Here is a 24,077-nt window from a genome sequence, read left to right on the forward strand (position 1 = left end):
GCCGACCGGCCGGATCCGGTCTCGTCCTTTCGGCTACCCCCGCCGGGTGGGCCCATCCGGTTCGAGCCACAGCACGCCCAGCGGCGGCAGGTCGAGCACCGCGGAGGCGGGCAGGCCGTGCGCGGGCCGGGCGGAGGCCTCCACCCGGGTGCGGCCGCCGCGGAACCCGCTGCCGCCGAACCGGGCGTCGTCGGTGTCCAGCAGCACCTGCCAGCCGCCCGGCTCGGGCAGCCCGACGCGGCGGCCCTCGTGCGGGACGGCCGCGAAGTTCACCAGGCAGGCCAGCGGCCGCCCGCCGTCGTCGAAGCGCAGGAAGGCCAGGGTGTTGCCGTCGGCGTCGCCGCCGTCGATCCACCGGAAGCCCTCGGGTTCGCAGTCGCGCGACCACAGGGCCGGGCGCCCCCGGTAGAGCCCGTTGAGCTCGTCCACCAGGGACTGCACGCCCCGGTGGAAGCCGTGGTCGAGCAGCCACCACTGCACCCCGGCCTCGTGCGACCACTCCTCGCCCTGGCCGATCTCCCCGCCCATGAACAGCAGCTTCTTGCCGGGGTGGGCCCACATGTAGGCGTACAGGGCGCGCAGCCCGGCGAACCGGCGCCACTCGTCCCCGGGCTGCTTGTACAGCAGGGACGCCTTGCCGTGCACGACCTCGTCGTGGGAGAGCGGCAGGATGTAGTTCTCGCTGTAGGCGTAGATCATCGAGAAGGTGATCTCGCCGTGGTGGTGGGCGCGGTGCACCGGGTCGCGCTTGAGGTACTCCAGGGTGTCGTGCATCCAGCCCATGTTCCACTTGAAGCCGAACCCCAGGCCGCCGTGGTGGACGGGGCGGGTCACCCCGGGCCAGGCGGTGGACTCCTCGGCGGCCATGATGATGCCGGGGTTGCGCCGGTGGCAGACGGTGTTGAGCTCGCGCAGGAACTCCAGCGCCTCCAGGTTCTCCCGGCCGCCGAAGGCGTTGGGCTCCCATTCGCCCGAGTCGCGGGAGTAGTCCAGGTAGACCATCGAGGCCACGGCGTCCACCCGCAGCCCGTCGATGTGGAACTCCTCCAGCCAGAACAGGGCGTTGGCGATGAGGAAGTTGCGCACCTCGGTGCGGCCGTAGTCGAACACGAGGCTGCCCCAGTCGGGGTGCTCGCCGCGGCGCGGGTCGGGGTGCTCGTAGGTGGGCGAGCCGTCGAACCGGGCCAGCGCCCAGGCGTCCTTGGGGAAGTGCGCGGGCACCCAGTCCAGCAGCACCCCGATCCCGGCCCGGTGCAGCTCGTCGACGAGGTACCGGAACCCGTCGGGGGAGCCCAGACGGGAGGTGGGGGCGTAGTAGGAGGTGACCTGGTAGCCCCAGGAGCCGCCGAAGGGGTGCTCGGCCACGGGCAGGAACTCCACGTGGGTGAAGCCGCGGGCGCGCACGTGCCCGACGAGCTCGGCGGCGAGCTCGGTGTAGCCCAGGCCGGGGCGCCAGGAGGGCAGGTGCACCTCGTAGACGCTCATCGGCTCGCGGGTGTGGTCGCGGGCCTTGCGCTCGTTCATCCAGGCGTCGTCGGCCCAGGTGTGCGCGGAGGCGTGCACGATGGAGGCGGTCTCGGGCGGGTGCTGGGCGGCGAATGCCATCGGGTCGGCCTTGTCGCGGACGCCGCCGTCGCGGCCGTGCACCCGGAACTTGTACAGCGCGCCGGGGCCCAGCCCGGGGACGAACAGCTCCCACACCCCGCTGGAGCCCAGCGAGCGCATCGGGTGGGCGGTGCCGTCCCAGTGGTTGAAGTCGCCGATGAGCTGCACCCCCTGGGCGCCGGGCGCCCAGACGGCGAAGGCGGTGCCGTCGGGGCCGGGGTGGGCGCCCAGCGCCCGCCACAGCTCCTCGTGCCGCCCCTCGGAGATGAGGTGCAGGTCCAGGTCGCCGAGCGCGGGCGGGTGCCGGTAGGGGTCGTCGGCGACGGTCTCGGGGCCGCCGGGGGCGTAGGTGCAGGCGATGCGGTAGTCGGGCGGTGCGCCGGGCCCAGGGGTGGGCAGCGCGGCGGCGGGCGCCTCGGCGGTGAACACGCCGCCGTGGGCGTGCTCCATGGGCACCCGGGAGCCGTCCGGCAGGACGGCGTGCACGGTGCGGGCGAGCGGGCGCAGCGCCCGCAGCGCCACGTTCCCGGCGCCGTCGGGGTGGGCGCCCAGCAGGGCGTGCGGGTCGTGGTGGCGGCCGGCGGTCAGCCGGTCGACCTCGGCGGGGTCGGGTGTCAATGGGGCTCCTCAGGCGTGGGCGAGCGCGGCGATGGAGTCCAGCGGGACGCGCAGCCAGGTGGGGCGGTGGTGGGCCTCGTAGAGCACCTCGTACACCGCCTTGTCGTACTCGAAGGCGCGCAGCGCCGTCAGGTGCTTGTCCGGGTCGGTGCCGCCTCCCGCGGCGTACCCGGCGCAGAACGCCTCCCGGTTCCGGTCGGCCCAGGCGCGGGCCGCCGGGGCCAGCAGGTCCTCCTCGGCGCTGCCGATGAGCTGGTGGCGGGCGGCGTAGTCGAACGAGCGGAGCATCCCGGCCACGTCGCGCAGCGGGCTGGAGGGGCGGCGCCGCTCGGCCACCGGCACGGCGGGCTCGCCCTCGAAGTCCAGCAGCACCCACCCGGCGTCGGTGCGCACCACCTGGCCCAGGTGGTAGTCGCCGTGCACGCGCTGCACGGGCAGCGGGTCCGGGGCGCGGGCGAAGTCGTCGAAGGCGCTGCGCAGCACCCCGGCGTAGGGGGCCAGTTCGGGCACCTGCCCGGTGGCCTCGTCCAGGCGGCGGGCCATGGCGTCGGCCAGGCCCCGCAGGCACGACGGGGAGAGCACGTCGGTGGGCAGGGCGCGGGCCAGCGCCCGGTGCACCGCGGCGGTGGCGGCGCCGAGCCGCTCGGCCTCGGCGGCGAAGTCGCCCCCGGCGTCGGCGGGGCCGGTGCCGGGCGCGGCGTACAGGTCGCGCACGCTGGTGGCGGCCAGCACCCAGCCGTCGGTGGCGCTGCGCAGGTAGCCCTGGAGCATGGCGACGGTGGTGGGCACGGGCCGGCCGCCGTCCTCGATGTCGGCCTCGATCCACCCGTGCGGCGGGGCCGCGTACGGCGAGCCCTCCAGGGCGCCGTTGAGCTCCAGGTCGGGGTTGAGGCCGGGCCACAGCCGCCGGAAGGCCTTGAGCACGTAGTCCTCGCCGAAGACGAGGGAGGTGTTGGACTGCTCGCCGGTGAGCACGAGGCTGCGCAGCCCGGTGCGCACCGCGTGCCCGGGGCGGGTGCGGAAGCGCACCGGCCCGCGGTCGGCCCCGCGGGCGATCAGGTGCAGCAGGCGGCCGGTGAGCTCGGGGTCGTGCAGGGCGTCGTAGGCGGTGCGGCGGGCGCCGCGGACGCGGCACCGGCCGATGGCGCAGTGCTCCAGCCCGGGGCGGAGCCGGCCGGGCTCGGCGAGGCCGAGCACCACCAGGTAGCGGTCGGTGCCCCGGGGCTGGTCCACCCGCACCACCAGCAGGCGCAGGCCGGGGCCGTGCGCCCCGGGGTCGCCGCCGCCGACGGGCAGGTCGCGCTCGATGCGCACCGCCTCGACGGGGGCGGCCTTGCCGGCGAACCAGCGCTGCCGCGGCAGCCAGGCGGCCAGCAGCTCCTCGATCTCCTTCATGCCGTGTCCCGGGTGCGGTCGTCGGTGGTGGGCCCGTCGCCCTCCTCGACCGGCGGCAGCTGGAACCAGTAGAAGCCGTGGCCGGGCAGGGTGAGCAGGTAGGGCAGTTCGCCGATGGCGGGGAAGCGCACCCCGCCGGTGCACTCCACGGGGGTGGCCCCCTCGAAGCGCCGCAGGTCCAGCTCGACGGGCTGGGGGAAGCGGGAGAGGTTGTTGACGCACAGCATCCGGTCGTCGCCCCACTCCCGGACGAAGGCGAGCACGCTGGGGTTGCTGGCGTGCAGCTCGGTGAAGTCGCCGGTGCCGAAGACGGGGTGGCGCTTGCGGATGCGGATCATCTTGCGGGTCCAGTTGAGCAGCGACCCGGGGTCGCCGCGCTGGGCCTCGACGTTGAGCGCCTGGTAGCCGTGCACGGGGTCGAGGATGAGCGGCAGGTACAGCCGGGCCGGGTCGCAGCGGGAGAACCCGGCGTTGCGGTCGGAGGTCCACTGCATGGGGGTGCGCACCGCGTCCCGGTCGCCGAGCCAGATGTTGTCGCCCATGCCGATCTCGTCGCCGTAGTAGAGCACCGGGGAGCCGGGCAGGGACAGCAGCAGGGCGGTGAACAGCTCGATCTGGTCGCGGTCGTTGTCCAGCAGCGGGGCGAGCCGGCGCCGGATGCCCACGTTGGCGCGCATGCGCGGGTCGGTGGCGTACTCGGCGTACATGTAGTCCCGCTCCTCGTCGGTGACCATCTCCAGGGTCAGCTCGTCGTGGTTGCGCAGGAAGATGGCCCACTGGCAGTTGGCGGGGATGCGGGGCGTCTGGGCGAGGATCTCCGAGATCGGGTAGCGCTGCTCGCGGCGGACCGCCATGAACATCCGCGGCATCAGCGGGAAGTGGAAGTTCATGTGGCACTCGTCGCCGCCGGAGCGGAAGTCGCCGAAGTAGTCGACGACGTCGGCGGGCCATTGGTTGGCCTCGCTGAGCAGCACCCGGTCGGGGTAGAGGCGGTCGACCTCCTTGCGCACCCGCTTGAGGAACTCGTGCGTCTCCTTGAGGTTCTCGCAGTTGGTGCCCTCGCGCTCGTACAGGTAGGGCACCGCGTCCAGGCGGAACCCGTCGATGCCCAGGTCGAGCCAGAACCGCAGGACCTCCAGCACGGCCTCCTGCACCGCCGGGTTCTCGAAGTTGAGGTCGGGCTGGTGGGAGAAGAACCGGTGCCAGTAGTACTGGCCGCGCACCTCGTCGTAGGTCCAGTTGGACTGCTCGGTGTCGACGAAGATGATGCGCGCGCCTGAGTACCGGTCCGTGGTGTCGGACCAGACGTAGAAGTCGCCGTAGGGGCCCTCGGGGTCGGTGCGCGAGGCCTGGAACCAGGGGTGCCGGTCGCTGGTGTGGTTCATGACCAGGTCGGTGATGATCCGGATGCCGCGCGCGTGGGCCTGCTCGATCAGCTCGACGAAGTCGGCCAGGGTGCCGAACTCGGGCTGGACGGCCATGTAGTCGGAGATGTCGTACCCGCCGTCGCGCAGCGGCGATTCGTAGAGCGGCAGCAGCCACAGGCAGTCGATGCCCAGCCAGGCCAGGTAGTCGAGCCTTTCGATGAGGCCGCGCAGGTCGCCGACGCCGTCTCCGTTGGAGTCGTGGAATCCGCGGACCTGGACCTCGTAGAAGACGGCGTGCTTGTACCAGTGCGGGTTGCGCGGCAGGGCGGGTGTGGTCACGGGAGCGGCTCCACCGTCAGAACGTGGGCGGGCTGGACGGCCGGGTCGAGGCGCACGTAATTGGCCTGACCCCAGGTGTAGGCCTCGCCGGAGAGCTCGTCGCGTACCGAGAGGCTCGTTTCGGGCGAGAATCCCAAAGTGGGCATGTCGAGCCGCACCGTCGCCTCGCGGGCGCGGTGCGGGTCGAGGTTCACCACGACGATGACCGTGTCCCCGGCCAGCCGTTTCGAATAGCAGATCAGCTCGGGCTGGTCGACATGGTGGAACCGCAGGTTGCGCAGTTCCTGCAATGCCGGGTGGTCGCGCCGCAGACAGTTTAGCCTGCGGATCAGCGGGGAGATCGACATTTCCGCGGCATCGGCCGCGTCCCAGTCCCGGGGTTTGTACTCGTATTTCTCGGAGTCGAGGTATTCCTCGCTGCCCGGGCGCAGCGGGGTGTTCTCGCAGAGCTCGTATCCGGAGTAGATCCCCCACGTGGGCGCGAGGGTGGCGGCCAGCACCGCCCGCGCCTCGAACGCCGGGCGGCCGCCCTCCTGCAGGCAGGCGTGCAGGATGTCGGGCGTGTTGCAGAAGAGGTTGGGCCGCATGTAGGCGGCGGCCTCCCCGGTGAGGGAGGCGGCGAACTCCTGCAGCTCCTCCTTGCCGGTGCGCCAGGTGAAGTAGGTGTAGGACTGGTGGAACCCGGCCCGGGCCAGGGCGTGCACGGTGGCCGGGCGGGTGAAGGCCTCGGACAGGAAGACCGCGTCGGGGTCGGTGGCGGCGACGTCGCCCAGCAGCCGCTCCCAGAACGCCAGCGGCTTGGTGTGCGGGTTGTCCACCCGGAAGATGCGCACCCCGCGGTCCATCCAGAACCGCACCACCCGCAGCACCTCGGCGTAGAGGCCCTCGGGGTCGGTGTCGAAGTCCAGCGGGTAGATGTCCTGGTACTTCTTGGGCGGGTTCTCGGCGTAGGCGATGGTGCCGTCGGCGCGGTGGGCGAACCACTCGGGGTGCTCGGCCACCCAGGGGTGGTCGGGGGAGCACTGCAGGGCCAGGTCCAGGGCGACCTCGATGCCGTGCGCGGCGGCCTCGGACACGAAGGCGTCGAAGTCGCGCAGGTCGCCCAGGTCGGGGTGGACGGCGTCGTGCCCGCCCTCGTGGGAGCCGATCGCCCAGACCGACCCGGGGTCGCCGGGCGCGGCCGACGGGGCGTTGTTGCGGCCCTTGCGGAAGGTGTGCCCGACGGGGTGGACGGGCGGCAGGTAGACGACGTCGAAGCCCATGTCGGCGATGGCGGGCAGCCGCTTGGCGGCGGTGCGCAGGGTGCCCGACCGCCACACGCCCTCCTCCTCGTCGAAGGCGGCGCCCTCGGAGCGGGGGAAGAACTCGTACCAGGAGCCGACCAGGGCGCGCCGCCGGTGCACCTGCAGCGGGAAGCGCTTGGTGCGGGTGAGCGCGTCGCGCAGCGGCTCGGCCCGCATGATCGCGGCGGCCTCCCCGGCGGCGGCCGCGGCGAGCCGTTCGGCGGCGGGCAGGCAGGCGTCCCGGAGGGTGCGGGCGGCGGCGGCCAGGGCGGGGCGGCGGGGGACGCGGCGGGCGGCGCGCTCCAGCAGCCGGGCGCCCTCCTCCAGGACGAGCTCGGTGTCCTGGCCGATGGGGATCTTGACGGCGGCCTCGCGCCGCCAGGTGGTGTAGGGGTCGGCCCAGGCCTCGATCGCGAAGCTCCACCGGCCGGGGGCGTCGGGGCGCAGGCCGGCGGTGTACCGGTCGGTGCCGGGGGCCTGTTCGGCCATGCGCACGCGGGCGCGGCGGCGCCCGCGCGGGTCGTACAGGACCGCGTGCGCGCCGAGGGCGCCGTGGCCCTCGCGCAGCACGGTGGCGGCCACCGGCACCGTCTCGTGCTCGGCGGCCTGGGCGGTGCCGTAGGAGAGCACGGGGGCGGGGTCCAGCACTGGAATTCGTCCGATCACGTGTGCACCAATTCTTCGCGAGCGGCGCATTTCGCCGCGTGTGGCCGGTGTGACCCCGAGTCGGGCAGCACCCATCACCGGATGAAGGCATGGGACGCCTGGGGTTTTCGGGGGGAAACGCGGCCGGAACGGTGCCGCGCCCACAGTCCTATCGTCGGTGCGCGGGCGCCCGTGTCCGACAGTCCGGCGGTCCTTATTTTTGTGATAGTCGTCACAGTACCGATTCGGAAGTCCCCGGCGATTTCGCCGCGTTTTATTTCCGTGAAATCCGGCATAACGGTCTTCCGTCACCGTGGTAACGGCGCCATCGGAAATTCGGCGTGCGAATGCACGTGAAATTGCGCGGCGTCCTGGTGCGCGGGCCGCCGCTGGACTAGCGTGCCGCTGCGTGAAGGCCATCCGCAGATTCACCGTCCGTACCGTCCTGCCCGAGCCGCTGGCCCCGCTGGGGCGGCTCGCCGCCAACCTGCGCTGGGCCTGGCACGCCCCGACCCGGGAGGTCTTCCGCGCCGTCGACCCGGACCTGTGGCGCGCGGCCGGGGGCGACCCGGTGCGCCTGCTCGGCGACGCCGGGGCCGACCGGCTGGCCGCGCTGGCCGGCGACGCCCCGTTCACCGCGCGCGTCGCCGAGGCCGCCGCCGACCTGGACGCCTACCGGGCCGAGCCGCGCTGGTACCAGCGCGCGGCCGAGGAGGCCGCGGCGGCCGGGCGGGAGGCGCCTCCGGCCGCGGTGGCCTACTTCTCCGCCGAGTACGGGCTCACCTCCGCGCTGCCGCAGTACTCCGGCGGCCTGGGCATCCTGGCCGGGGACCACCTCAAGAGCGCCAGCGACCTGGGCCTGCCGATGGTCGGGGTGGGGCTGCTCTACCGGCACGGCTACTTCGCCCAGACGCTCTCGCCCGAGGGGTGGCAGCTGGAGTCCTACCCCGAGGTCGACCCGGAGGGCCTGCCGGTGTCCCGGCTGGCCGGGGCGGAGGGCGCCCCGGCCGAGGTGGCGGTGGACATGCCCGACGGCGAGCGGCTCGCCGCCCGCATCTGGGTGTGCCGGGTGGGGCGGGTGCCGCTGCTGCTGCTGGACGCCATGCACGAGGGCAACTCCCCGCAGATGCGGGCGGTCACCGACCGGCTCTACGGGGGCGGGGGCGAGCACCGGCTGCGCCAGGAGATCCTGCTCGGCGTGGGCGGGGTGCGCGCGGTGCGGCTCTACTGCGAGCGCACGGGCCACCCGGTGCCCGAGGTGTTCCACATGAACGAGGGCCACGCCGGGTTCCTGGGGCTGGAGCGGGTCCGCGAGTACATGGAGTACGGCCTGGGCTTCGACGAGGCGGTGGAGGCCGCGCGCGCGGGCACGGTGTTCACCACCCACACCCCCGTCCCGGCCGGGATCGACCGGTTCGCGCGCGAGTCGGTCCGCCGCCACCTGGCCGGTCCTTCCCCGGCGGTGCCGGGGCTGCCGGCCGACCGGCTGCTCGCGCTGGGCGCCGAGGACCACGACGGGGGCGACCCGGGCGTTTTCAACATGGCGGTCATGGGGCTGCGCATGGCCCAGCGCGCCAACGGGGTCAGCCGCCTGCACGGGGCGGTGAGCCGGTCGATGTTCCAGGGGCTGTGGCCCGGGTTCGACGCCGACGAGCTGCCCATCGCCGCGGTCACCAACGGGGTGCACGCCCGCACCTGGGTCGCCGAGGAGGCCCAGGAGCTCGCCGCGCGCCTGGTGCCCGACTCCGGGGAGTTCACCGGCCCCGAGGGGTGGCGCAAGGTCACCGGCGCCGACGAGGCCGAGCTGTGGCACATGCGCGGGGTGCTGCGCACCCGGCTGGTCGAGGAGGCCCGGGAGCGGCTGCGCGCCTCGTGGCGGGCGCGCGGGGCGGGCGCCCCCGAGCTGGGCTGGGTGGACGAGGCGCTCGACCCCGAGGTGCTCACCATCGGCTTCGCCCGCCGGGTGCCCTCCTACAAGCGGCTCACCCTGATGCTGCGCGACGCCGAGCGGCTGCGGCGGCTGCTGCTCCACCCGGACCGGCCGGTGCAGATCGTCATCGCGGGCAAGGCGCACCCGGCCGACGAGGGCGGCAAGCGGCTCATCCAGGAGATCGTGCGCTTCGGCGACGACCCGCGGGTGCGGCACCGCCTGGTGTTCCTGCCCGACTACGACATGGCGCTGGCCACCGCCCTGGTGCAGGGGTGCGACGTGTGGCTGAACAACCCGCTGCGCCCGCTGGAGGCCAGCGGCACCTCGGGGATGAAGTCGGCGCTGAACGGCGGGCTCAACCTGTCGGTGCGCGACGGCTGGTGGGACGAGTGGTTCGACGGGTCGAACGGATGGGCCATCCCCACCGCCGACGGCGTCGAGGACCCCGAGCGCCGCGACGACCTGGAGGCCCACGCCCTTTACGACCTGGTGGAGAACCGGGTGGCGCCGCTGTTCTACGACCGCGACGCCGCCGGGCTGCCCAAGCGCTGGCTGGAGATGGTCAAGCACACCCTGGTGTCGCTGGGGCCCAAGGTCCTGGCCACCCGGATGGTGCGCGAGTACACCGAGCGGCTCTACCAGGGCGCGGCCGACTCCTCGCGCCACCTGCTGGCCGACGGCGCGGCCGGGGCGCGGGAGCTGGCCGGGTGGAAGCGGCGGGTGCGCGCGGGCTGGTCCGGCGTGCGCATCCAGCACGTGGACGTGGCGGGCGGGCAGGAGGCGCCGCAGGTGGGCGGAGAGCTGGCGGTGCACGCCACGGTGGTGCTGGGCGGTCTGGAGCCGCGGGACGTGCGGGTGGAGGCGCTGATCGGCCGGGTGGACGAGGGGGACCGCCTGGAGGAGCCGCTGGCGGTGGAGCTGAAGCCGGACGGCGGCGAGGGGGCGCTGCTGCGCTACACCGGCACGGCGCCGCTGTCGCGGGCCGGGGCCTGCGGGTACACGGTGCGGGTGCTGCCGCACCACCCGCGTCTGACCTGCCCGGTGGAGATGGGCCTGGTGGCGGTGCCCGATCCGCCGCAGGCGATGGACGACGGCATCGTGCTGCGGTGAAGCGTGGGCCGGGTCGTTGTCGGAGTGATATGTCCCTTTCGCGGCCATCGGTCATAATGGACGGGCAACGACAGGGGAGCGCTCCGGCGCTGAGAGTGCGGTCCGGCCGCAGACCCTTAGACACCTGATCCGGATCATGCCGGCGAAGGAAGTCGTAGGACCCGCCCGCGCGACGGGCGCTCTTGGCTCACGCCCCCTCGTGTCGCAACCGATGCGAAGGGACATCCATTGAAGACCGCGAATCCGCAGGCGGGCTCGGTCCGCTGGCGCACCGTGGACATCGTCGTCGCCGCCGTGCTCGGCGTCGCCGTCGGCGTCGTGTTCTGGATCTGGGGCATGCTCTGGTCGGCGACCGGGCCCGTGTTCCTGTTCTTCCCGCCGGCCCAGGCCGTGATCTACGGGATGTGGCTGGTGCCGGGCGTGCTGGGCATGCTGGTGATCCGCAGGCCCGGCGCGGGCGTGCTGACCTCGCTGGCCGCCGCGGCCGTCTCGGCCCTGCTGGGCACCTCCTGGGGGCTGATGGTGCTCGTCGCCGGGCTGCTCCAGGGGCTGCTGCCCGAGCTGGTGTTCGCCGCCACCCGGTACCGCCGCTGGGGCATGGGCGTGTCGGTGGCCGCGGGCGCGGTGGCCGGGCTGGCGCCGGTGGCCATGGACCTGACCCTGTACTACCCGACCTGGCCGCCGCACTTCATGCTGGCCTACGGGGTGATCGTGGTGGTCAGCGCCGCCGCCATCGGCGGCGCGGGGAGCCGGGCGCTCACCACCGCGCTGGCCCGCGCCGGGGCGCTGTCGCCGTTCCCGTCGGCCCGCGGATGAGCGCGGACGCCCTTGAGGGTGCCCGCGTGGAGCTGTCCGGGTGGGGCTGGCGCTACGCCGGGCGCGACGCCTGGTCGCTGCGCGGGGTGGACCTGTCCGTCGCGCCGGGGGAGCGGGTGCTGCTGCTCGGCCCCTCGGGGGCGGGCAAGTCCACCCTGCTGCACGCCCTGGCCGGGCTGACCGGGCCGGACGCCGCGGTCACCGGCGAGTCCGAGGGGGAGCTGCTGCTGGACGGCGCCCCCGCCCGGCGCGGGCGCGGCGGCGCGGCCCTGGTGGGCCAGGACCCGCAGGCCCAGCTGGTGATGGCGCGCGCCGGGGACGACGCGGCCTTCGGGCCGGAGAACCTGGGCGTTCCGCCCGAGGAGATCGGCCCGCGGGTGCGCGCCGCCCTGGAGGACGTGGGCTTCCCCTACGGCACCGACCGGTCCACCGCCGCGCTGTCCGGCGGCGAGCAGCAGCGCCTGGCGATCGCCGGGGCGCTGGCCATGCGGCCGCGGCTGCTGCTGCTCGACGAGCCCACCGCCAACCTCGACCCGGCCGGGGCCGCGCTGGTCCGCGGGGTCGTGGCCGACCTGGCCGCGCGCAGCGGCGCCACCCTGGTGCTGGTGGAGCACCGGGTGGCCGAGGCGGTCGGCCTGGTCGACCGGGTCGTGGTGCTGGAGCCGGGCGGCGGCGTGGCCGCCGACGGCCCGCCCGAGCGGGTGTTCGCCGACCGCGGCGCCGACCTCGCGGCGCGCGGGGTGTGGGTGCCGGGGCGCGAGCCCGGGGCCCCGCGCGGCCACGGCCGCCCGGGGGAGGCGCTGATCGAGGCGCGGTCCGTTCGCGCGCTGGAGCCCCGCGGCCCCGGCGCGCCCTCGCGCGGCCGCCGCGCCGTGCTGGACGGGGTGGAGGCCGACGTGCCCGCCGCCGCGGTCACGGCGCTGACGGGGCCCAACGGCGCGGGCAAGTCGACCCTGCTGGGGCTGCTGGGCGGGCTGGCCCGCCCGGACGGCGGCCGGGTGCGCCCCGCCGGTCCGCTGGCCGGGGCCGACCGGCGCGACCTGGTGCGCTGGCCCGCCCGGCGGCTCGCCGGTCGGGTGGGGACCGTCTTCCAGCACGCCGAGGACCAGTTCGTCACCGGGTCGGTCCGCGATGAGCTGGAGTTCGCGCCGCTGCGCGCCGGGCTGGGCGCGCGCCGGGCGCGGGCCTGGGCCGCCGAGCTGATGGGGCGGCTGCGGCTGGAGGGCCTGGCCGGTGCCCACCCCTTCACCCTGTCCGGCGGGGAGAAGCGCCGCCTGTCGGTGGCCACCGCGCTGAGCGCGGGGCCCGAGCACGCCCCCGACGTGCTGCTGCTGGACGAGCCGACCTTCGGGCAGGACGCGGTGACCTGGGCGGAGCTGGCGCAGCTGCTGCACGGGCTGCGCACCGAGGGCCGGGCCGTGGTCGCGGCCACCCACGACGAGCGGCTGCTCGGCGGGTTCGCCGACGCCGAGCTGCGCCTGGCGGCGGGGGAGCGCGGGCAGGGGGAGGAGCCGTGCTGAAGCGCCGCAACCCGGCGGCCAAGCTGGTGGCGGCCCTGCTGGTCGCCGCCGCGCTGGCGCCGGTGGTGGACCCCGTCACCCCCGGGGTGGTGCTGGCGGCCGTCGTCCTGCTGCTGCCGTTCGCCGGGATCCCGGCGCGGGCCGCGCTGGTGCTGTTCCCGCCGCTGCTGCTGGCGGCGGGGTCGGTGGCGGTGGTCAACCTGCTCTACGGGGACGCCGGTCCGATGGCCGCGCTGGGGCTGGGGGTGCGGCTGGCGGCCATCGCCCTGCCGTGCGTGCTGGCGGTGCTCACCAGCGACCCCACCGAGACCGCCGACGCGCTGGTGCAGCGGCTCCGGGTGCCCGAGCGGCCGGCCCTGGGGGTGCTGGCGGCGCTGCGCCTGGTGCCGCTGCTGGCGGAGCAGTGGCGCACCCTCACCCTGGCCCGCCGTGCGCGCGGCCTGGAGGCGGGCGGGCGGCCCGCCGCCGCGGTGCGCCTGTTCGCGGGGAAGGTGTTCGCGCTGCTGGTGCGGGCGGTGCGGACGGGGACGCGGCTCGCGGCGGCGATGGACGCGCGCGGGTTCGGTACCGGGCCGCGCACGCACGCCCGGCGCAGCGTGTGGACGGGGGCCGACACGGCGCTGCTGGCGGCCACGGCCGCCGTGCTGGCCGCCGCCTACGGCCTCTCCCTGTGGCTGGGGGCCTGGCGCCCGCTGTTCGCGTGAGCGCGTGGTAGACACCTGGGTGACAGGCAGCGGGCAACAGCGGGTACAGGAGGCGACCGACGTGCCGGAGTTCGTGCGTGTGGAGAAGGACCCGACCCACCCGGCGGTGGCGGTGGTGCGGCTGGACCGCCCCAAGATGAACGCGCTCAACGCGCAGGTGCAGCGGGAGATCGGGGCGGCCGCCGAGGAGGTCGCCGCCGACGCCTCGGTGGCGGCCGTGGTCCTCTACGGCGGTGAGCGGGTCTTCGCCGCCGGGGCCGACGTCAAGGAGATGGCCGACATGTCGTTCGCCGACATGAGCGCCCACTCGCGCACCCTCCAGGACTGCTTCACGGCCGTGGCGCGGGTGCCCAAGCCGGTGGTCGCCGCGATCACCGGCTACGCCCTCGGCGGCGGGTGCGAGCTGGCGCTGTGCGCCGACTTCCGGATCGCGGCCGAGGACGCCAAGCTGGGCCAGCCCGAGATCCAGCTGGGCATCATCCCGGGCGCGGGGGGCACCCAGCGCCTGCCGCGCCTGATCGGACCGGCCCGGGCCAAGGACCTCGTCTTCACCGGGCGCCACGTGGGCGCCGCCGAGGCCGAGCGCATCGGACTGGTCGACGCGGTGGTCCCGGCCGGCCGGGTGTACGCCGAGGCGGTGGAGCGGGCGGCCCGGTACGCGGGCGGCCCCGCGGTGGCGCTGCGCGCGGCCAAGGAGGCGATCGACCGGGGCCTGGAGACCGACCTGGACACCGGCCTGGAGATCGAGCGCGGGTGGTTCTCCGGCCTGTTCGGCACCGAGGACCAGAAGGCCGGGATGCGCAGCTTCGTCGAGCAGGGCCCCGGCAAGGCCGAGTTCACCGGGCGCTGAGGGGTCCCGTCGAGGAAGGAGTGAGCCGATGCAGGTGTGGGGATTCGACGCCGTGCCCGCCCGCGAGCGGCCCGACCTGCTCGCCCCGCCCGTCGCCGCCGCCCTGGAGGGCGGGAAGGGGGCCGGGGGCGAGGAGGAGCCGCTGGTGGCGCCCATCGACCCGGACCTGGCCGACACGGCCGCCTGCTGCGGGCGCTACGGCGTGCCGCCGGAGGACTCGGCCAACTGCGTGATCGTGGCGGGCAAGCGGGCGGGCGAGGTGCGCATGGCGGCCTGCGTCGTGCTCGCCACCACCCGGGCCGACGTCAACGGGGCGGTGCGCCGCCTGCTGGGGGCGCGCAAGGCCTCCTTCGCCCGCCAGGAGGAGGCGGTGGAGGCGACCGGGATGGCCTTCGGCGGCATCACCCCGGTGGGGCTGCCGCCGGATTGGCCGGTCCTGGTCGACGCGGCCGCGGCGGAGCGCCCCCGGGCGGTCATCGGCGCCGGGGTGCGGTCGGCCAAGCTCATCGTGCCCGGCGCCGCCCTCGCGCGGCTTCCGGGGGCCCAGATCGTCGACGGACTGGGGGTCGCGGCCGGGGGGGTGAGGAACCGGGCGCCCCGGATTTCCGTCATACTCGTGGGGTCGCCCGAACTTCCGGGGCCCCGGCCGACGGCCGCGGAGGGCCCCCGGCCGACGGCTAAGCTGGTGTGGTGGTATGCGGGGTTTGAGGGGATGAGCAGGCAATGGCTATGACGGCAGGTTTCCCCGAGGGCGAGGAGCTGCCGGAACGCGTCGGCCCTTACACCATCCGGCGGCGCATCGGCCAGGGCGGCATGGGCGTCGTGTACCAGGGGCACGACCCCCGGCAGGACCGCTTCGTGGCGATCAAGGTGCTGCGTTCGGAGGTGGCCGGGGACGCGATCGCCCGCGCCCGGCTGGCCCGCGAGGTGGAGACCATGCGGCGGGTGCGCAGCCGCAACGTCGCCGAGGTCATCGACGCCGACACCGACGCCGAGCTGCCCTGGGTGGTCACCGAGTACATCCCGGGCCCGACCCTGGACGCCACCGTGGAGAACCACGGCCCGCTGCGCGGGCGCGCGCTGACCCGCTTCGTGGGCGGCATGGCGCGCGCCATCGACGACATCCACGCCGCCGAGGTCATCCACCGCGACCTCAAGCCGGGCAACGTCATCATCTCCAACGGCGAGCCCATCGTCATCGACTTCGGCATCGCCCACGCGGTGGACGGCGCCAAGCTGACCCAGACCGGCACCTTCGTGGGCACCCCCAGCTACCTGTCGCCGGAGGTCATCGAGGGCACCGCGCTCGGCCCGGCGACCGACGTGCACGCCTGGGGCGCCACCGTCGCCTTCGCCTCCACCGGCACGGCGCCCTACGGCGCCGGGTCGTTCGAGGTCATCTTCTTCCGCATCCTCAACGGGGAGATCAGCCTGGACGGGATGCCCGACCAGCTGCGCCCGCTGGTGACCGCGGCGGTCTCCCGGGACATGGAGGCCCGCCCCACCGCGGCCCAGCTGGTGGCCGAGACCGGGCGGCTCAACCTGGACCTGCCGCTCAGCGACGACATGGCGGCCTACGCGGCGTCGGGGACGACCGGCAGCCACACGGTGCACGCGCCCATGCAGGAGCGCCCGCCGCAGCAGCAGGAGCAGGCCCTGTACGCCGAGCCGGAGGCGCCTGAGGAGCCCGAGGCGCCGCGGACGCAGGCGTTCGATCCGTCCTCGGCGCAGCAGGCGCCGCAGCAGGCGCAGCACACGCAGGTGGCCCCCTCCGAGCCCGAACCGCAGGTGCGCACCTACTACGCCGACGACGACGAGGACGACGGCGCCGCGCAGGGTCCGCACACCCAGTACTTCAACTCCACGCTGCGCCCCGAGGACTTCCGCGACATCCTGACCCCGGTCGGCCAGGAGCAGGGGCGCGGCGGCGCCCCCGACCAGACGGCGATGTTCGGCGGCGACGGCGTCGAGGAGGGCTACACCACCTCCCGCGAGTACGGCGGCGAGGGGGGCGGCCGCCGCAGCCGCACCGACCGGTGGTCGGACTACTTCGGCGGATACGGCGGCGACGAGTACGACGACGAGCGCTGGCACCTGCCCAAGCTCTACCTGCTCCCGGTGGCGGCGCTGATCGCCGGGCTGGCGCTGGTGGTGCCCACCATCGGCCTGGTGCTGGGGATGCTGGCGGTGAGCGTCCTGGGCGCGCTGGACAAGGTCAAGTCCGACCACGCCCGGCGGCTGCAGACCCGCGGGCCGCGCAGCTCCGACACCATGGTGGTGGCGCTGAGCATGCCGGTGGCGCTGATCCGCTCGCTGGGGGTGAACCTGCTGTTCGGGATGGGGTACCTGCTCGTCGGCGTCGTCCTGGGCATCATCATCGGGCTGGTCACCGATACCAACACCGCCAACAACGTGGGCTCCTACGCGGTGTTCTTCATGGTGCTGGGCAGCATGGTGGGCCCCAACGGCAAGGGCGCCCGGCGCCAGGCGATGGAGCTGGTGGACAAGGCGGGCTTCCGCAACGTCTACGTCTACTGGGGCGTGATCGTGTTCACCGTGCTCTTCGCGCTGCTGGTGCTCTCCTTCGGGTTCACCTCGGCCCCGGTGTGGACGGGGTGGTCGCCCTCCCAGCCGTTCGGCGGCTGAGGACGGGACGGGCCCCGGTCCGCCCTGATGTTCGCTCTGAGCGCACACCCGCGTTCGCCGTCTGGGCTACCAGTCAGTAACATCGGGGGTGTCACGACGACGAACCCGCGGGGCGCGGGACCGGAACGCGCCCCCGGCGCCGGATGCGACCAGCGCATTTGGCACCCTTAGGGACCACGGACGCGCCCGCGTCCGCGCCGCCGGAGGGCGACGCATCGGAGTGCAGGGAGGTCGGCCACCGGCCATGAATATTGTCGTTTTGGTCAAGCAGGTCCCGGACACGGCGACCGAGCGGAAACTGACGTCCGACGACTTCACGCTCGACCGCGCCGCGTCGGACGGGGTCATCAACGAGCTCGACGAGTACGCGATCGAGGAGGCCCTCCTCCTGCGCGAGAAGCACGGGGGCGAGGTCACCGTCCTGACCATGGGTCCGGACCAGGCGACCGACTCCATCCGCAAGGCGCTGTCCATGGGCGCCGACAAGGCGGTGCACCTCGTCGACGACGCGCTGCACGGCTCGGACGCGCTGCAGACCGCCTACGCGCTGTCCAAGGCGCTGGGCACCCTGGAGTTCGACCTGGTCGTCCTGGGGTCGGAGTCCACCGACGCGCGCACCGGCGTGGTCGGCGCCGCCCTGGCCGAGTACCTGGGCCTGCCCCAGCTCACCCTGGCGGGCAAGGTCGACGTGGAGGGCACCGCGGTCACGGTCCAGCGCCAGACCGACTACGGCTACGACGTCGTCGAGGCGCAGCTGCCCGCGGTGGTGTCGGTCGTGGAGAAGATCAACGAGCCGCGCTACCCGTCCTTCAAGCTGATCATGCAGGCCAAGAAGAAGCCGGTGGCCAAGCTCGGCATCGCCGACGCCGGCATCGAGGCCGACCGGGTCGGGGTGTCCGCCGCGGGCACCGAGACCGTCGAGGCCAGCCCCGCGCCGCCGCGGGCCGCCGGGACGATCGTCAAGGACGAGGGCGACGGCGGCGCCAAGGCGGCCGACTTCCTCGCCGAGAAGAAGTTCGTGTAGGCCGGCGGAGACGAAAGAGGGGTTTTACCAATGGCTGAGGTCCTCGTCCTCGTCGACCACGTCGACGGTGAGGTCAAGAAGGTCACCACCGAGCTGCTGACCGCCGCCCGGCGGATCGGCGAGCCGTCGGCCGTGTGGGTCGGCGAGGCGTCCGACTCGGGCACGGCCAAGCTGGCCGAGTACGGCGCGCAGAAGGTCTACACCGCCCCGGCGGAGCTCAACGACCACGTCGTGGCGCCCACCGCCGAGCTGCTGGCCCGGCTGGCCGAGGAGAAGGGGGCCGGAGCGGTCCTGGTCTCGGCCACCGCCGGGAACAAGGAGATCGCCGGGCGCACCGCGGTCAAGCTGGGCTCGGGCGTGCTCACCGACGTCGTCGACGTCTCCGCCGAGCTGGTCACCGACCACAGCATCTTCGGCGGCGCCATGGTCACCAAGGCCAAGGTGCGCACCGGCACCCCGGTGGTGGCCGTGCGGCCCAACTCCGTCCCGGCCGAGCCGCAGGCGGGCGAGGCCGCCGTGGAGGCCGTGGACATCGAGGTCTCCGCGGCCGCCAAGGGCGCCCGCGTGGTCGAGCGCGTGGCCCAGGAGCAGGGCGAGCGCCCGGAGCTGACCGAGGCCGCGATCGTGGTCTCCGGCGGCCGGGGCGTCGGCTCGGACGACTTCACCGTGGTGGAGGGGCTGGCCGACGCGCTGGGCGCGGCCGTGGGCGCCTCCCGCGCCGCGGTCGACGCGGGCTGGTACCCCAACCAGTTCCAGGTCGGCCAGACCGGCAAGACGGTCAGCCCGAACCTGTACATCGCGCTGGGCATCTCCGGCGCGATCCAGCACCGGGCCGGCATGCAGACCTCGAAGAACATCGTGGCGGTCAACAAGGACCCCGAGGCCCCGATCTTCGAGATCGCCGACTTCGGCGTGGTGGGCGACCTGCACACGGTCGCCCCGCAGCTGACCGAGGAGATCGGGAAGCGCAAGTAGCGGCGCACGGAGCGGCGGGGCCCCGGGCGATGCGCCCGGGGCCCGCCGCGCGCCGTCCTAGGCGAGGGGGTCGCCCTCGGTCCTCTGCCACCCGGGTACCTGCCCGGCACCCCTCCGGGCGTTCCACCCCTTCCGGGCCGCCGTATCCGTGGGGGCGCCATGGTGTATCTGGATCACGCCGCGACGACGGCCGTGCGCCCCGAGGCCCTCGCCGCGATGACCGAGGAGTTCGGGCGCCTGGGGAACGCCTCCGCGCTGCACGGGGCCGGGCGGGCCGCCCGGCGGGCGGTGGAGGAGGCCCGCGAGGACATCGCCGGGGCTCTGGGGGCCTCCCCGAACGAGGTGGTGTTCACCGCGGGCGGCACCGAGGCCGACAACCTCGCGGTCAAGGGCCTGTACTGGGCGCGGTCGGCGGCCGCCCCCCGGCGGCGCCGGGTGCTGGTGAGCGCGGTGGAGCACCACGCGGTGCTGGACCCGGCGCACTGGCTGGGCGGGCGCCAGGGCGCCGTGGTCGAGGAGCTTCCGGTGGACGGCCGCGGCGCGGTCCGCCCGGAGGACCTGCGCGCCGCGATCGCCCGCGACCCCGACGGTGTGGCGCTGGTCTCGGTCATGTGGGCCAACAACGAGGTCGGCACCGTGCAGCCGGTGGCCGAGCTGGCCGCCGTGGCCGCCGAGTACGGGGTGCCGATGCACACCGACGCCGTGCAGGCCGTGGGCGCCCTGGAGGTGGACTTCTCCGCGCACGCGGGCCTGGCGGCGCTGACCGCCTCGGCGCACAAGATCGGTGGGCCGGTGGGCGCGGGCGCGCTGGTGCTGGCGCGCGGGGTGGACCCGGAGCCGGTACTGCACGGCGGGGGCCAGGAGCGGGACGTGCGCTCGGGGACGCTGGCGCCGCCGCTGCTGCGGGGCTTCGCCGAGGCGGCGCGGCTGGCGGCGGCCGAGCGCGCCGAGCACGCCGGGCACCTGGCGCGGCTGCGCGAGGAGCTGGTGCGCACCGTGCACAAGGCGGTGCCGGACGCGGTGCTCAACGGCGACCCGGAGGACCGCCTGCCGGGCAACGCCCACTTCTCCTTCCCCGGCTGCGAGGGCGACGCGCTGCTGATGCTGCTGGACGCCCAGGGCATCGCCTGCTCGACCGGGTCGGCGTGCACGGCCGGGGTGGCCCGGCCCTCGCACGTGCTGCTGGCGATGGGCGCCGACACCGACACCGCGCTGGGCTCGCTCCGGTTCAGCCTGGGCCGCGGCTCGACGGCGGCGGACGTGGAGGCACTGGGCGCGGCGATCGGCCCCGCGGTGGAGCGGGCCCGCGCCGCGCGCGGCAAGCGGCGGCGCTGAGCTCTAGCGCTGCCGCCGGATGGGCTGGGTCAGCGCTCCGATGAACCGCCAGTCCGGGTCCATGCTGCTGCCGACCGAGGCGCCGTGCGGCCACTGCCGCGCGGCCTCCTCCAGCGGGCCCATCACCCCGGCCTCGGGGTCCAGGTACAGGTAGAGCCGCCGCTTCCCGGCGGAGGTCTCCTGGCCGAACAGGGCGCCGTCGCCGCCGGCCACCCGCTGCAGCCGCTGGGAGAAGGCGTCCATCTCGGCGGCGGCCTCGGCGGTGGGCTGGCGCTCGTCGTCGGTGTCGGTGTAGGCCAGCTCGACGCGGGCCAGCAGGGTGAAGGCCGGGAAGTCGCGGCGGCGCAGGGGGTGGCGGGCCTGCACCTCGATCACGCCGCGCAGCGGCACCCGCGCCCGGAAGGACACCCAGGAGCCGCCCGAGCCGCCGGTGAGCTGTTCGACGACCGAGGGCACGGCGGTGGGCGGCAGCGGGTCCAGCGGCTTGTCCACCAGCGGGCGGACCTCGCCCACGGCGCGCACCCGGTCGTCCTCGCCCACGGCGAGCAGCACCACGTGCTCGGCGACCCCGGCCCGGTCCTCCTCGGGCAGGAACATGAAGTCGGGGTGGTAGACCCCGGCGTCGACGCGGCCCCGGCGCTGGTCCACCCGCAGCTCCACGGTGGCGTGCGACAGGTCCAGCTCGTGGCCGTTCCAGTCCAGGCCCCCGGTGAGCGCCCGGTGGTCGGCGGGGACGGCGGGGCGGAACACCCACTCCGGCTCCCCGGGGGCCGCGCGCGACCAGCGCTCGGACAGCACCCGCGCCTCGTCGTCGGGGCCGGGGCGCAGGGTGAGTGCGTAGTCGGGGGCCGGACCGCCCACCGCCTCGTCCTGCTCGGCCAGCTGCCGCAGCAGGTCCTCGGGGTCGGCGTCGAGCGGGGCGTCCAGGCCCGCCGGGCCCGGCTCGGCGGGCTCGGGGGCGCGGCCCACGTCCCACCCCAGGGCGGGGTGGATGCGCTGCACCAGCTCGGTCAGGCGCGCCGCCGCCTGCTCGGGTACGGGTTCTCCGGCGTCGACGGCCGACGCCAGCGCGGTGCGCAGCTCGGGCCAGGCGGCCCAGAAGGCGTCGATGGTGACGGCGGAGTCGGACTCGGGGGAGCGGCGGCGACGGAACAGAGCCATGGTCCGATTTTCGCAGAAGCGGGAGGTGTCCTGGGCCCGCCCCGGGGGCGCATACCCTGGAGGGGCTATGACTCTGCGCGTACTGGCCGCCATGTCCGGCGGCGTCGATTCGGCCGTGGCCGCCGCCCGCGCCGCCGAGGCGGGGCACGAGGTGACCGGCGTCCACCTGGCGCTCTCCAAGAACCCGCGGTCCTACCGGACGGGGGCCCGGGGCTGCTGCACGGTGGAGGACTCCCGGGACGCCCGGCGGGCGGCCGACGTGATCGGCATCCCGTTCTACGTGTGGGACATGGCCGAGGAGTTCGACCGGGACGTGGTCCAGGACTTCGTCGCCGAGTACGCCGCCGGGCGCACCCCCAACCCGTGCCTGCGCTGCAACGAGAAGATCAAGTTCGAGGCGGTGCTGGACCGGGCGGTGGCGCTGGGCTTCGACGCGGTGTGCACCGGCCACCACGTGCGCAAGGCGGACGGCCGCCTGGTGCGCAGCGTGGACGAGGGCAAGGACCAGTCGTACGTGCTGGGGGTGCTCACCCGCGAGCAGCTGGAGCACGCGATGTTCCCGCTGGGCGACTGCACCAAGGAGGAGGTGCGGGCCGAGGCGGCGCGGCGTGGGCTGGCGGTGGCCGACAAGCCGGACAGCCACGACATCTGCTTCATCGCCGACGGCGACACCGCCGGGTTCCTCAAGGGGCGCCTGGGCGGCGCCCCGGGGCCGATCAAGGACGAGTCCGGCACCGTCGTGGGCGAGCACGAGGGGGCGCACGCCTTCACCGTGGGCCAGCGCAAGGGGCTGGACCTGGGCGGGGCTCCGGAGCGGCGCTACGTGCTGTCCATCGAGCCGGTGGAGAACACGGTGACGGTGGGCCCGCGCTCCTCGCTGCGGGTCGGGGCGATCCGCGGCGACCGCCCGGTGTGGAGCGGCCGCGCCGCGCCCGCCGCCGACGAGGGCCCACTGGCCTGCACCGTGCAGCTGCGCGCGCACGGGGAGGTGTACGGCTGCACCGTGCGGCCCGACGGCGCGGGGCTGCGCATCGAGCTGGACGCGCCGGCGGCCGGGGTGGCCCCGGGGCAGACCGCGGTGTTCTACGACGGCGCGGCGGTGCTGGGGTCGGCGACGATCGGCGCCACCGAGCCCGCCCCTTCCCCGGCCGTATCGGGTTAGGTTAGCCTTAGCAATGCCGTCCGGGGGGTCCAGGCGGCGCGGGCACCGGGAGGGCGCATGGAGTACGGGTTCCTGGAGGGGCGTCCCTTCTGGATCGTCTACTCGGCGCTGTTCGCCATCGTCTTCGCCCGCACCCAGGCCACCTACTGGATCGGCCGGGGGCTGGGCGCCGGCGTGCACCGGTCGCGGGCGGGCGAGCGCCTGGGGGCGCGCCTGGGCCGCGCCGAGCGGCTGATCAACCGGTTCGGCCCGCCCGTGGTCACCTTCGCCTACCTGACCGTGGGCGTGCAGACCGCCGTGCACCTGGTGGCCGGGGCGATGCGGATGCACTTCGCGCGGTACCTGGCCGCGATGCTGCCCGGGTGCGCCCTGTGGGCCGCACTGCACGGCACGGTCGGGATGGCGGTCATCGCCGCCTGGTGGAACGCCTTCACCCGCTCGCCCGCGCTGGCCGTGGCGCTCGTCCTGGCGGCCGTCGCCGCGGTGGCCGCCGTCCTGGTGTACCGGCGGCGCCGCGCCGCCCGCGCCGCCGAGGGTTCGCCTACCCTTGTCGGACGTGACTGAGCCCCGACGCTATCCCTGGCCCGCCGCGAGCGCCACCGGCATGGGGTCCTACCCCTGGACCGACCCCGACGAGGCGGCGCGCACCGTCTTCGGCGAACTGCCCGACCTTCCGCACCTGCCCGAGCTTCCCGCCCGCGGCGCCGGGGCCGACACCGTCGGCCGCGCCGCCGCCCTGCTGGCCGACCTGCCGCTGGAGGTGCAGCCGACCGGGTGGCGGGTGGCCCGCGCCCCCGGCCGGGACCTGGCGCGCGCCCGCAGCTTCCTGTCCTGGGACCTGGACGCCGTGCAGCGGCACGGCGCCGCCTTCCAGGGCGCGTTCAAGCTCCAGGTGGCCGGTCCCTGGACGCTGGCGGCCGCGGTGGAGCTGCGCGGCGGCGAGCGGATGCTCTCCGACCACGGCGCCGCGGCCGACCTGGCCGCCTCCCTGGAGGAGGGCCTGCGCGCACACATCGCCGAGGTGGCCGGGCGGCTGCCCGGGGCGCGCCTGCTGGTGCAGGTCGACGAGCCGGGCCTGCCCGCCGTCGCGGCCGGGCGGGTGCCCACCGCCAGCGGGCTGCGCCGCATCCCCGCCCCCGACCGGGTGCGGGTCGAGGAGCGGCTGCGCGCGCTGGCCGCCGCCGTCGCCGACGCCGGTGCGGTCCCGGCGGTGCACTGCTGCGCCGAGGGCGCACCGGTCTCCCTGTTCCACCGGTGCGGCTTCCGCGCCCTGGCGCTGGACGCGGCGCTCCTCGGCCGCGGGGACGACGAGGCCCTGGGCACGGCCCTGGAGGACGGCGTCGGTCTCATTATGGGTGTGGTTCCGGGCACCGGCCCGCGTCGCGGGGAAGGACTGTCCGACCTGGGCAGTACCGTCGATCCTGTACGGGAGCTGTGGAACCGCATCGGCCTCGCCCCGGAGGCGCTCGCCGACGCCGTGGTGTGCGCCCCCGCGTGCGGCCTGGCGGGCGCGTCCCCGGACGGCGCGCGCGAGGCGCTGGCCGTCTGCCGGGCGGCCGCGCGGGTGCTGCGCGACGAGCCGCGGCGGTGAC

General features: G+C 75.0%; 17 protein-coding genes, 1 pseudogene and 1 riboswitch. Of the genes and pseudogenes, 13 read left to right on the plus strand and 5 right to left on the minus strand.

Annotated elements, in window-relative coordinates; all coding sequences use genetic code 11:
* Window positions 1-33 precede the first annotated feature (33 nt).
* Genes glgB through O4U47_RS07410 form a run of 4 tightly spaced genes read right to left on the minus strand, consistent with a single transcriptional unit; the run spans window position 34 to window position 7,273 of the window.
* On the minus strand, window positions 34-2,223 hold the full coding sequence (gene glgB / locus O4U47_RS07395; protein WP_270676870.1) for a 1,4-alpha-glucan branching protein GlgB: 2,190 nt from the start codon (window positions 2,221-2,223) through the stop codon (window positions 34-36).
* A gap of 9 nt (window positions 2,224-2,232) precedes the next feature.
* Entirely contained in the window at window positions 2,233-3,618 is a 1,386-nt protein-coding gene (locus O4U47_RS07400; protein WP_270676871.1) for a maltokinase N-terminal cap-like domain-containing protein, read from the minus strand.
* The gene (gene treS, locus O4U47_RS07405; protein WP_270676872.1) at window positions 3,615-5,324 is read right to left on the minus strand and encodes a maltose alpha-D-glucosyltransferase; all 1,710 of its coding nucleotides are present in this window, start codon (window positions 5,322-5,324) and stop codon (window positions 3,615-3,617) included. The genes O4U47_RS07400 and treS overlap by 4 nt, the downstream gene beginning before the upstream one ends.
* Window positions 5,321-7,273 carry an alpha-1,4-glucan--maltose-1-phosphate maltosyltransferase gene (locus O4U47_RS07410; RefSeq protein WP_270676873.1) on the minus strand — a complete coding sequence of 651 codons (1,953 nt, stop codon included), beginning with the start codon at window positions 7,271-7,273 and terminating at the stop codon, window positions 5,321-5,323. The genes treS and O4U47_RS07410 overlap by 4 nt, the downstream gene beginning before the upstream one ends.
* 388 nt (window positions 7,274-7,661) lie before the next feature.
* Between O4U47_RS07410 and glgP the strand changes: the two genes are divergently transcribed.
* The 10 genes and pseudogenes from glgP to O4U47_RS07460 all read left to right on the plus strand — a co-directional run bounded on the left by glgP (window position 7,662) and on the right by O4U47_RS07460 (window position 20,162).
* Entirely contained in the window at window positions 7,662-10,292 is a 2,631-nt protein-coding gene (gene glgP, locus O4U47_RS07415) for an alpha-glucan family phosphorylase (protein ID WP_270676874.1), read from the plus strand.
* A 62-nt stretch (window positions 10,293-10,354) separates the two neighbouring features.
* A riboswitch (TPP riboswitch) is annotated at window positions 10,355-10,460 on the plus strand.
* A 60-nt stretch (window positions 10,461-10,520) separates the two neighbouring features.
* Window positions 10,521-11,108, plus strand: coding sequence for an ECF transporter S component (locus tag O4U47_RS07420; protein ID WP_270676876.1), 588 nt, complete (start codon window positions 10,521-10,523; stop codon window positions 11,106-11,108).
* Entirely contained in the window at window positions 11,105-12,628 is a 1,524-nt protein-coding gene (locus O4U47_RS07425) for an ABC transporter ATP-binding protein (RefSeq protein ID WP_270676877.1), read from the plus strand. The genes O4U47_RS07420 and O4U47_RS07425 overlap by 4 nt, the downstream gene beginning before the upstream one ends.
* Window positions 12,622-13,332 (plus strand): energy-coupling factor transporter transmembrane component T, encoded by a 711-nt coding sequence (locus O4U47_RS07430; protein WP_270676878.1) that lies wholly within the window; start codon window positions 12,622-12,624, stop codon window positions 13,330-13,332. The genes O4U47_RS07425 and O4U47_RS07430 overlap by 7 nt, the downstream gene beginning before the upstream one ends.
* A gap of 61 nt (window positions 13,333-13,393) precedes the next feature.
* Window positions 13,394-14,182, plus strand: a complete 789-nt coding sequence (locus O4U47_RS07435; RefSeq protein ID WP_270676880.1) for an enoyl-CoA hydratase-related protein — start codon at window positions 13,394-13,396, stop codon at window positions 14,180-14,182.
* A 28-nt stretch (window positions 14,183-14,210) separates the two neighbouring features.
* A pseudogene (locus tag O4U47_RS07440) lies at window positions 14,211-14,744 on the plus strand (YbaK/EbsC family protein); the annotation flags it as partial.
* A 161-nt stretch (window positions 14,745-14,905) separates the two neighbouring features.
* On the plus strand, window positions 14,906-16,828 hold the full coding sequence (locus O4U47_RS07445) for a serine/threonine-protein kinase (RefSeq protein ID WP_270676881.1): 1,923 nt from the start codon (window positions 14,906-14,908) through the stop codon (window positions 16,826-16,828).
* Window positions 16,829-17,072: 244 nt separating this feature from the next.
* Window positions 17,073-17,852 carry an electron transfer flavoprotein subunit beta/FixA family protein gene (locus O4U47_RS07450; protein WP_270676882.1) on the plus strand — a complete coding sequence of 260 codons (780 nt, stop codon included), beginning with the start codon at window positions 17,073-17,075 and terminating at the stop codon, window positions 17,850-17,852.
* A gap of 30 nt (window positions 17,853-17,882) precedes the next feature.
* Window positions 17,883-18,827 carry an electron transfer flavoprotein subunit alpha/FixB family protein gene (locus tag O4U47_RS07455; RefSeq protein WP_270676883.1) on the plus strand — a complete coding sequence of 315 codons (945 nt, stop codon included), beginning with the start codon at window positions 17,883-17,885 and terminating at the stop codon, window positions 18,825-18,827.
* Between the two features lie 159 nt (window positions 18,828-18,986).
* Entirely contained in the window at window positions 18,987-20,162 is a 1,176-nt protein-coding gene (locus O4U47_RS07460; RefSeq protein ID WP_270676884.1) for a cysteine desulfurase family protein, read from the plus strand.
* A 3-nt stretch (window positions 20,163-20,165) separates the two neighbouring features.
* Here the strand turns inward: O4U47_RS07460 and O4U47_RS07465 are convergent, their stop codons facing one another.
* Window positions 20,166-21,323 carry a DUF695 domain-containing protein gene (locus O4U47_RS07465; protein WP_270676885.1) on the minus strand — a complete coding sequence of 386 codons (1,158 nt, stop codon included), beginning with the start codon at window positions 21,321-21,323 and terminating at the stop codon, window positions 20,166-20,168.
* Window positions 21,324-21,390: 67 nt separating this feature from the next.
* Here O4U47_RS07465 and mnmA point away from each other — a divergent pair, with 67 nt between their 5' ends.
* The 3 genes from mnmA to O4U47_RS07480 are packed head-to-tail and all read left to right on the plus strand — an operon-like array spanning window position 21,391 to window position 24,076.
* Window positions 21,391-22,485 carry a tRNA 2-thiouridine(34) synthase MnmA gene (mnmA, locus tag O4U47_RS07470; RefSeq protein WP_270676886.1) on the plus strand — a complete coding sequence of 365 codons (1,095 nt, stop codon included), beginning with the start codon at window positions 21,391-21,393 and terminating at the stop codon, window positions 22,483-22,485.
* 57 nt (window positions 22,486-22,542) lie between these two features.
* Window positions 22,543-23,049 carry a DedA family protein gene (locus tag O4U47_RS07475; RefSeq protein WP_270676887.1) on the plus strand — a complete coding sequence of 169 codons (507 nt, stop codon included), beginning with the start codon at window positions 22,543-22,545 and terminating at the stop codon, window positions 23,047-23,049.
* Window positions 23,042-24,076 carry a uroporphyrinogen decarboxylase/cobalamine-independent methonine synthase family protein gene (locus tag O4U47_RS07480; protein ID WP_270676888.1) on the plus strand — a complete coding sequence of 345 codons (1,035 nt, stop codon included), beginning with the start codon at window positions 23,042-23,044 and terminating at the stop codon, window positions 24,074-24,076. Before O4U47_RS07475 ends, O4U47_RS07480 begins: the two co-directional genes overlap by 8 nt.
* Window position 24,077: the final 1 nt, after the last annotated feature.

This window comes from Nocardiopsis suaedae (genome assembly GCF_027706745.1).
Lineage (GTDB): Bacteria > Actinomycetota > Actinomycetes > Streptosporangiales > Streptosporangiaceae > Nocardiopsis_A > Nocardiopsis_A suaedae.